Annotated in this window: 8 protein-coding genes and 1 pseudogene; 5 read left to right on the top strand and 4 right to left on the bottom strand. The window is 64.5% G+C overall.

The window, feature by feature from the left end:
• Window positions 1-19: 19 nt before the first annotated feature.
• The 5 genes from acnB (at window position 20) to AC5P5W_RS04885 (ending at window position 5,318) form a co-directional block, all read left to right on the top strand.
• A complete protein-coding gene (gene acnB / locus AC5P5W_RS04865; RefSeq protein WP_169411803.1) occupies window positions 20-2,611 on the top strand; it encodes a bifunctional aconitate hydratase 2/2-methylisocitrate dehydratase in 2,592 nt (863 codons plus the stop codon).
• Between the two features lie 142 nt (window positions 2,612-2,753).
• Window positions 2,754-3,581 (top strand): WG repeat-containing protein, encoded by an 828-nt coding sequence (locus AC5P5W_RS04870; protein WP_197575081.1) that lies wholly within the window; start codon window positions 2,754-2,756, stop codon window positions 3,579-3,581.
• Between the two features lie 246 nt (window positions 3,582-3,827).
• Window positions 3,828-4,556 carry a hypothetical protein gene (locus tag AC5P5W_RS04875; protein WP_197575079.1) on the top strand — a complete coding sequence of 243 codons (729 nt, stop codon included), beginning with the start codon at window positions 3,828-3,830 and terminating at the stop codon, window positions 4,554-4,556.
• A gap of 31 nt (window positions 4,557-4,587) precedes the next feature.
• Window positions 4,588-4,782: a hypothetical protein gene (locus AC5P5W_RS04880; protein WP_197575077.1), complete on the top strand. Its 195-nt coding sequence runs from the start codon at window positions 4,588-4,590 to the stop codon at window positions 4,780-4,782.
• 422 nt (window positions 4,783-5,204) lie between these two features.
• Window positions 5,205-5,318, top strand: coding sequence for a TonB family protein (locus AC5P5W_RS04885; protein WP_232017610.1), 114 nt, complete (start codon window positions 5,205-5,207; stop codon window positions 5,316-5,318).
• Window positions 5,319-5,454: 136 nt separating this feature from the next.
• Here AC5P5W_RS04885 and AC5P5W_RS04890 read toward each other — a convergent pair whose 3' ends face one another.
• The 4 genes and pseudogenes from AC5P5W_RS04890 to AC5P5W_RS04905 form a co-directional block, all read right to left on the bottom strand.
• Window positions 5,455-6,528, bottom strand: a complete 1,074-nt coding sequence (locus AC5P5W_RS04890) for a protein-glutamate methylesterase/protein-glutamine glutaminase (protein ID WP_014647016.1) — start codon at window positions 6,526-6,528, stop codon at window positions 5,455-5,457.
• Window positions 6,525-7,121, bottom strand: a complete 597-nt coding sequence (cheD, locus tag AC5P5W_RS04895) for a chemoreceptor glutamine deamidase CheD (protein WP_014037083.1) — start codon at window positions 7,119-7,121, stop codon at window positions 6,525-6,527. The genes AC5P5W_RS04890 and cheD overlap by 4 nt, the downstream gene beginning before the upstream one ends.
• Window positions 7,118-7,987, bottom strand: coding sequence for a CheR family methyltransferase (locus AC5P5W_RS04900; protein WP_049407415.1), 870 nt, complete (start codon window positions 7,985-7,987; stop codon window positions 7,118-7,120). The genes cheD and AC5P5W_RS04900 overlap by 4 nt, the downstream gene beginning before the upstream one ends.
• A 37-nt stretch (window positions 7,988-8,024) precedes the next feature.
• A pseudogene (locus AC5P5W_RS04905) lies at window positions 8,025-8,414 on the bottom strand (methyl-accepting chemotaxis protein); the annotation flags it as partial.

Genomic DNA, 8,414 nt, shown 5'->3' on the forward strand with positions numbered 1-8,414 from the left:
GCATTACCCGGGAGTTGTCATGTTGGAAGCCTACCGCCACCACGTCGCCGAGCGCGCTGCGCTTGGCATCCCGCCGCTGCCGCTGAGCGCGCAGCAGACGGCCGATGTCATCGAACTGCTGAAGAACCCGCCGCAGGGCGAGGCCGAGTTCCTGCTCGACCTGCTGACCCATCGCGTGCCGGCCGGTGTCGATGACGCGGCCAAGGTCAAGGCCTCTTACCTGGCGGCGATCGCCCTGGGCAGCGAGCAGAACCCGCTGATCAGCCGCGAGCGCGCCACCGAACTGCTGGGCACCATGCTCGGCGGTTACAACGTCGCCCCGCTGGTGCAGCTGCTGGACGACGCCAGCGTCGGCACCATCGCCGCCAACGGCCTGAAGAAGACCCTGCTGGTGTTCGATGCGTTCCATGACGTGCAGGAAAAGGCCAAGGCCGGCAACGCCAACGCCCAGGCCGTGCTGCAGAGCTGGGCCGATGCCGAGTGGTTCACCAGCAATCCGGAAGTGCCGCAGAGCCTGACCGTCACCGTGTTCAAGGTGCCGGGCGAGACCAACACCGACGACCTGTCGCCGGCACCGGACGCGACCACCCGCCCGGACATTCCGATGCACGCCCTGGCGATGCTGAAGAACAAGCGCGACGACGCGCCGTTCACCCCGGAAGAAGACGGCAAGCGCGGCCCGATCCAGCAGATCCTGTCGCTGAAGGAAAAGGGCCACCTGGTTGCCTACGTCGGCGACGTGGTCGGCACCGGTTCCTCGCGCAAGTCGGCCACCAACAGCGTGCTGTGGTGGACCGGCGATGACATTCCGTTCATCCCGAACAAGCGCGCCGGTGGCGTCTGCCTGGGTTCGAAGATCGCCCCGATCTTCTACAACACCATGGAAGATGCCGGCGCGCTGCCGATCGAGCTGGACGTGTCGAAGATGGAACACGGCGATGTGGTCGAGCTGCGTCCGTACGAAGGCAAGGCGCTGAAGAACGGTGAAGTGATCGCCGAGTTCCAGGTCAAGTCCGACGTGCTGTTCGACGAAGTGCGTGCCGGTGGCCGCATTCCGCTGATCATCGGCCGTGGCCTGACCGGCAAGGCGCGCGAAGCGCTGGGCCTGGCCCCGACCGATCTGTTCCGCCTGCCGGTGCAGCCGGTCGACACCGGCAAGGGCTTCTCGCTGGCGCAGAAGATGGTCGGCCGCGCCTGTGGCCTGCCGGAAGGCCAGGGCATGCGCCCGGGCACCTACTGCGAACCGAAGATGACCTCGGTGGGCTCGCAGGACACCACCGGCCCGATGACCCGCGACGAGCTGAAGGACCTGGCGTGCCTGGGCTTCTCGGCCGACCTGGTGATGCAGTCGTTCTGCCATACCGCCGCGTACCCGAAGCCGGTGGACGTGAAGACCCACCACACCCTGCCGGAGTTCATCTCCACCCGTGGCGGCGTTTCGCTGCGCCCGGGCGACGGCGTGATCCACAGCTGGCTCAACCGCATGCTGCTGCCGGACACCGTCGGCACCGGTGGTGACTCGCACACCCGTTTCCCGGTGGGTATTTCGTTCCCGGCCGGTTCGGGCCTGGTCGCCTTCGCCGCGGCCACCGGCGTGATGCCGCTGGACATGCCGGAGTCGGTGCTGGTGCGCTTCAAGGGCAAGATGCAGCCGGGCGTGACCCTGCGTGACCTGGTCAACGCGATCCCGCTGTACGCGATCAAGTCGGGCCTGCTGACCGTGGCCAAGGCTGGCAAGAAGAACATCTTCTCCGGTCGCATCCTGGAAATCGAAGGCCTGCCGGAGCTGAAGGTCGAGCAGGCGTTCGAGCTGTCCGATGCCTCGGCCGAGCGTTCGGCGGCCGGTTGCTCGGTGCGCCTGAACAAGGAACCGATCATCGAGTACCTGACCAGCAACATCACCCTGCTGAAGTGGATGATTGCCGAGGGTTACCAGGACCCGCGTTCGCTGCAGCGTCGCATCGAGAAGATGGAAGCGTGGCTGGCCAACCCGCAGCTGCTGGAGCCGGATGCCGACGCCGAATACGCCGCCGTCATCGAGATCGACCTGGCCGACATCCATGAGCCGATCGTGGCCTGCCCGAACGACCCGGACGACGTGAAGACCCTGTCCGAAGTGGCCGGTGCCAAGATCGACGAAGTGTTCATCGGTTCGTGCATGACCAACATCGGTCACTTCCGCGCCGCTGCGAAGCTGCTGGAAGGCAAGCGTGACCTGCCGACCCGCCTGTGGGTGGCCCCGCCGACCAAGATGGATGCTTCGGAGCTGACCAAGGAAGGCGTGTACGGCACCTTCGGCGCTACCGGCGCGCGCATGGAAATGCCGGGCTGCTCGCTGTGCATGGGCAACCAGGCGCAGATCCGCGAAGGCTCCACCGCGATGTCGACCTCGACCCGCAACTTCCCGAACCGCTTGGGCCGCAACACCAACGTGTACCTGGGTTCGGCGGAACTGGCGGCGATCTGCTCGCGCCTGGGCCGCATCCCGACCAAGGAGGAGTACATGGCGGACATCGGCGTGATCAACGCCAATGGCGCGGAGATCTACCGCTACATGAACTTCGACCAGATCGAGGAATACCAGGACGTGGCCAAGACGGTCGCTGCCTGATGCGGTAGTGCCGGCCGCTGGCCGGCATCTCGTTGAAATGAAGAACCCCCGGTGAAAGCCGGGGGTTTTTTGTGGACAGGGCACTTTCGGAGAAATTGTAACGCGCGCGGGCAGGATGTTTCCCACGCCTGCAGGCCACTGTATGAAAACAGATAAGTTCGCTGAACGAGTAGGCTATGTAATTTTCAGTTCGGAAGATGATGAATACGTTGTAGGTCTGGATGGGGCGCTGCGCTCCCTGCAACGCGCTGCAGGCCTGCATCCGTTGAACCGCAGGATCGTCGAGTATCAAAGGCCCGGCGAAGCGGGGGTGCGTTTCATGATGCTGGAAGACGGCAGCATCTCGTCTTCCCTGTACTACCGACTTGCGCCTTTTCAAACCGCGGCAGGACTGGATGACCAACTGCTGTTGGCCCAAGCCGATGGAGGATGGGGTGTAATAGATCCTACGGGTGCTTGGCTGATTCCTCCTCGCTACCGTCGGATACAAACATTGGGTCCGAATCTGGTCGCGGCATTCGAACGACTGGGATATGACCCCGGGTATCACATACTCGATCTGCGCGGTAATGCGGTGGCTGATTTCACGCCGCATGATCCCTCACCGGAGTTTTTGGCGGATGGAACAAGGGTCTATGCCCTCTCACTGCGGGGTCGCTGGGGTCTGCTGGATGAGTCGGGGCGGTGGAGGCTGGCACCCCGCTACGGCTACGTGAGTGTTTCGAAGGGCTTGGTTTTCGTGCGTGACCGAAACAGTGCCGGTGATGTTACGGTTAATTTTCTTGACCCAGACACAGGAACGACGCTGTTCGAACAGGGATTTCTATCGATTCATCATCAAGCGGATGGTCTGTTTGAGACGTTGAAGACAGATCAGACCTTGGAGCTGATCAAGCTTGACGGGACCGTTCTGGCGAGCCAGCATCCACGTCCAGCTGATAGTCGGACCATGACTGATTGGAGTCGCTGAAGCCTGGCGCGATTCAAATGGCTGACAGGACGTTCCTACATCGCATTACGACCAAGGGTAGGTTCATCGCCGATACCTCCTTGATTGAAGCCTGGCGCGGTATTTCCTGCGCTTTGTCGTCAACTCGTCGATACAAAGGTTCCGGATAACTGCCCCGGATAGCTGTGCTCTTCTCGATTTTTTCAAGGCGATTGGCGATCATGTCCCGTTGAACTGAGATGCATCACCGGAACAGGGAAGCGGACAATGAAGGACATAAGTGGTTTGGCTGGATTCCATGGAGCGGGAAGGTCAGCTACCAAGCTGAAGCCAGTCGTCGAGTCATGGATGGAAATTCTTACCACGTATAGCCGGCGCAACTCGAACGATGCGCTCTGGTGGTACAACGAACGTGCGACGTTGAGCAGCCTTGCGGGCGCTGCGTGGAGGGTGAGTTCCGGCCGTTGGATGGCCATTGAGGAGTTCAGCAGTAGTAAGCGGGCACGTGTCCGCGCCAACTTGATGGAGGACAGCGCGCCACATGGCCGGGTGGAGAGTGGTTCAATCAGTCCGGGCAGAGTCGATCTGCTTTTGACAAATGGCAGGAACCAGTTTGCGATAGAGGCCAAGCAAGCGTGGCAGCCCATTGGTCGAGAGGCGGTCGATTGCCGTGTGCATATGCGCCGCGCGATGGCTGCAGCGTGGAAGGACGCAGGCCACCTGCTGCTTGACGAAGGTGATCACCGTTTGGCATGCACGTTTGTTGTTCCTTATATTGCACCGGGTATTGCCGATCGGGTAGGGGATGTAACCAGCATCATCGAAGGTTGGCTTGAACAGGAAATGTCGGGCCTGAAGGCGGACGCCATCGCTTATCACTTTCCCGGTTGTACCCGTGACCTCAGATCGATCAAGGAGTACGTCTATCCCGGTGTGGTTATGCTGCTCAGGGAGCGGAAGAGGGCCGTCAAGCGGGAAAGGCTGATACAGCAGTGAAAGTGGAGATCTTCCATGAGCCATGGTGCTCATGAATGCACGTTTTCCACTGGGGTTTCGGGCTTCGCCGGGCGACTTCCCGAGCTGTCTGGGCCGCATCCCGACCAAGGAAGAGTACATGGCCGATGTGGGCGTGATCGCCGCCAGCGGCGCGGAGACCTACCGCTACATGGACTTCGACCAGATCGAGGAATACCAGGACGCGGCCAAGACGGTCGCTGTCTGATCCTGCTGATCGGTTGATGATGTAAACGAAGAACCCCCGGTGAAAGCCGGGGGCTCTTCGTTATGCACCGGGCTAGACTTGCCGCTTCGTTTCTTGGAGTACACGGGTGTCGCAGGATCGATTGAGAGGGAGCCGCTCCCGCTGCTGGCGCTGCGTTGGCAGTGCGGTGGTGCTGGCCACGGTGATGATGGCCCACAGCGCCATGGCGCAGCAGGAGACGCAGCAAGCGGTTGTCGAGAACGTTCGCCCCCGCGCACGTGCCGGCATCAATCGTGATGGAGACCAAGCACAACAACCCGCCGCGCTATCCATCACAGGCCTTTCGCGATGAGAAGGAGGGCGAAGCGATCCTGATGGTGCAGGTGGCTGCCGACGGGCAGTAGGTCAGTGCCACCGTACTGCAGAGCACTGGCTGGCCGGAGCTGGACGAGGCCGCGCAGGCGGCGACTCGCAAGTGGCAGTACCTGCCGGCGAGCGAAGGCGGTGTGCCGGTGCCCGGAGAGATCCGCGTGCCGGTGTCGTTCAAGCTGTGGTGATGTTACGGGCGTGTCGAACGGGTTGCATGTGACGCTCGCGGCGCAACGCTGGAGTTCAATAGAGCCGAGCCTACGCGCGGCTTGCCGGTGCGGGCCTGAAAAGCAGCCGAGCGTGGGCTCGGCTCTACAGGGCCTGTCAGCCGCGGGCGAGGGCGAGCAATCGCTCGGCGATCCGCTCCAGCGGCACCTGTTCCTCGGCCGCGCCCAGCTTGAACGCGGCACCCGGCATGCCCCAGACCACGCTGGTGGCTTCGTCCTGCACCAGCGTCGGCGCGCCGGCCTGGCGCATTTCCAGCAGGCCGCGTGCGCCGTCGTCGCCCATGCCGGTGAGGATGGCACCGATCGCATTGCCACCGGCGTTCTGCGCGACCGAACGGAACAGCACGTCCACCGCGGGCTTGTGGCGGTTCACTGCCGGGCCATCGTCGACGCGGCAGCGCCAGCGCGCACCGTCGCGGATGATCCGCAGGTGCTTGCCGCCGGGTGGCAGGTAGGCATGGCCAGGCAGCACCGCTTCGCCATCGCTGGCCTCGCGCACGGCCATCGCCGAGTGCCGGTCCAGGCGTTCGGCGAAGGCACTGCTGAAGCTGGCCGGCAAATGCTGGGTCATCACCACGGCGGGCGCGTCGGCAGGCATGCCTTCCAGCACCACGCGCAGCGCTTCGGTGCCGCCCGCCGAGGAACCGATCGCGATCAGTCGGTCGGTGGTGCGGAACTGCGGCGCGGCCGGGCGTATCGCGGGCGCGGCGTCCAGCATGAGCTTCGGCGCGGCAGCGCGCACCAGCGGACGTACCCGCGAGCGCGCCGCCATCTTGACCTTGGCGATGATCTCGTCGGCGTAGCCCTGCAGGCCGCGGGCCACGTCCAACTTCGGCTTGGACACAAAATCCACGGCGCCCAGCGCCAGTGCCTGCAGGGTGGTGTCGGCGCCGCGCTCGGTGAGCGAGGAGATCATCACCACCGGCAACGGGTGCAGGCGCATCAGGTTTTCCAGGAACGCCAGCCCGTCCATGCGCGGCATTTCCACGTCCAGGGTGATCACGTCCGGGGCCAGTCGCTTGATCTTTTCACGGGCCAGCAGCGGGTCGGCGGCGGTGCCGACCACGTCGATGGCGGGATCGCTGGACAGGATCTCGGTGAGCATCTGGCGCACGACGGCAGAGTCGTCGACGATCAGCACCCGGCAGGGGGCGTTGCCGGTAAAGGTCATTCGAACAGCTCCACGCCACCGGTGACCGGCGCCTTGGACAGGCGCGCACGCACCGCCGATTCGGTGGCGGCCACTTCGGCCTCATGCGCATGCGGCAGGCGCTGCACCACCACGCGGCCGGTGTCGGCGAAGAACCAGATCTTGCGCGGATGGATGCCGCACAGGTCCTCGGCGATGATCGGGATGTGCTCGGCCTGCAGGTACTGGCGCACGAACTCGGCGTTGCGGGTGCCCACTGGATTGCTGGTGAAGCCCTTGAGCACGTTGGCGCCGCCGAACACCTTGGCTTCGATGCGCTTGCGGTGGGCGCCCCGCTTGAGCATGTCGTTGATCAGCAGTTCCATCGCATAGCTGCCGTAGCGTGCGGGTGCGCCGTCACCGGCGTTGCCCTCCGGCAGCAGGAAGTGGTTCATGCCGCCGATCTTCAGCACCGGGTCGCGCAGGCAGGCCGCCACGCAGGAGCCCAGCGTGGTGGTCAGCGCAGTGGTGTCATCGACCACCAGGTACTGGGTCGGCAGCAGCTTGGCGGCGATGGTCTGGAAGCGCGCATCCTGGTAGCGCATCACATCGTCGGTACGCAGCGAGGCATTCATGCGCCGGCCTTTGCCGCACGGCGGTACAGGGTGCGGCCGCAGGGCTGGATCAGGTCGGCGGCGTGCAGGTAGTTCTCCGAATGGCCGGTGTAGAGCAGGCCGTCATCGGCCAGGTGCTGGACCAGGCGACCGAGGATGGCGCGCTGGGTCGGCTTGTCGAAGTAGATCATCACGTTGCGGCAGAACAGCGCGTCGAACGGGCCGCCGACGTCGTAGCGCGGGGCGAGCAGGTTCAATGGGCGGAACTCGATCAGTTCGCGCAGCGCCGGCAGCACGCGGCACTGGCCCTCGTTGGGGCCGCTGCCGCGCTGGAAGTAGCGGCGGCGCAGGTCCGGATCGAGGCTGGCGACGCGATCGATGTTGTAGACGCCGCGGCCGGCGGTGGCCAGCACCTGGGTATCGACGTCGGTGGCAATGATGCGTACCGGCGGCTTCAACGTGCCGAAGGCCTCGCAGGCGGTGATCGCCATCGAGTAGGGCTCTTCGCCGGTGGACGCCGCGCACGACCACAGCAGCAGTGGGGCGCGGCTGGAGCGCTGTTGGAGTTCCTCGCGCAGCTTGTCGAAGTGATGCGGTTCGCGGAAGAACGAGGTCAGGTTGGTGGTCAGCGCGTTGGTGAACGCCTGCCATTCGTCACCATCTTCCTGTTCCAGATGGTCCAGGTACTGCTGGAAGCTGCGCATGCCCAGCGTGCGCAGGCGGCGCGACAGGCGGCCATAGACCATGTCGCGCTTTGCCGGCGCGAGGGCGATGCCCACGCGCTGGTAGATCAGGTCGCAGACGCGGCGGAAATCGCGGTCGGCGAACTCGAATTCGCGCGGGCCGGTGACGATGGGGGTAGGACTTTGCACGGGGGACGTGTCCATCGGCAGAGGCGGCGGCCGCAGCCGCCGCGGGTGGGTCTCAGAATTCCTGCCAGTCGCTGTCGCTGGCGGCGAAGGTGCTGGCGTTGCTGCTGCGGCGGACCGGAGCGGGCGTGCTGGTCGGCTGCGGGCGTGCCACGGTGGTGATACGGGCCGGCTCCGCGCGCGCGGCCACGGCCTTCACTGCGGCGGACACCTGGTTGTCGAGGCGGAAGATCGCCACGGCGTCAGCCAGCTGGCCGGCCTGGTCCTCCATTGCGCGTGCCGCAGCAGTGGCTTCTTCCACCAACGCAGCATTCTGCTGGGTGGTTTCGTCCATCTGCACCACGGTCTGGTTGACCTGCTCGATGCCCGCCGACTGTTCCTGCGAGGCCGCAGAGATCTCGGCCATGATGTCGGTCACGCGCTGCACCGAGGCGACGATCTCGCC

Source organism: Stenotrophomonas sp. YJH_SMC_123 (genome assembly GCF_059368215.1).

Coding starts and splice junctions, on each gene's coding strand:
- AC5P5W_RS04900 (WP_049407415.1), bottom strand. CDS start 7,987: ATGGACACGTCCCCCGTGCAAAGTCCTACCCCCATCGTCACCGGCCCG.
- acnB (WP_169411803.1), top strand. CDS start 20: ATGTTGGAAGCCTACCGCCACCACGTCGCCGAGCGCGCTGCGCTTGGC.
- AC5P5W_RS04870 (WP_197575081.1), top strand. CDS start 2,754: ATGAAAACAGATAAGTTCGCTGAACGAGTAGGCTATGTAATTTTCAGT.
- AC5P5W_RS04875 (WP_197575079.1), top strand. CDS start 3,828: ATGAAGGACATAAGTGGTTTGGCTGGATTCCATGGAGCGGGAAGGTCA.
- cheD (WP_014037083.1), bottom strand. CDS start 7,121: ATGAATGCCTCGCTGCGTACCGACGATGTGATGCGCTACCAGGATGCG.
- AC5P5W_RS04890 (WP_014647016.1), bottom strand. CDS start 6,528: ATGACCTTTACCGGCAACGCCCCCTGCCGGGTGCTGATCGTCGACGAC.
- AC5P5W_RS04880 (WP_197575077.1), top strand. CDS start 4,588: ATGAATGCACGTTTTCCACTGGGGTTTCGGGCTTCGCCGGGCGACTTC.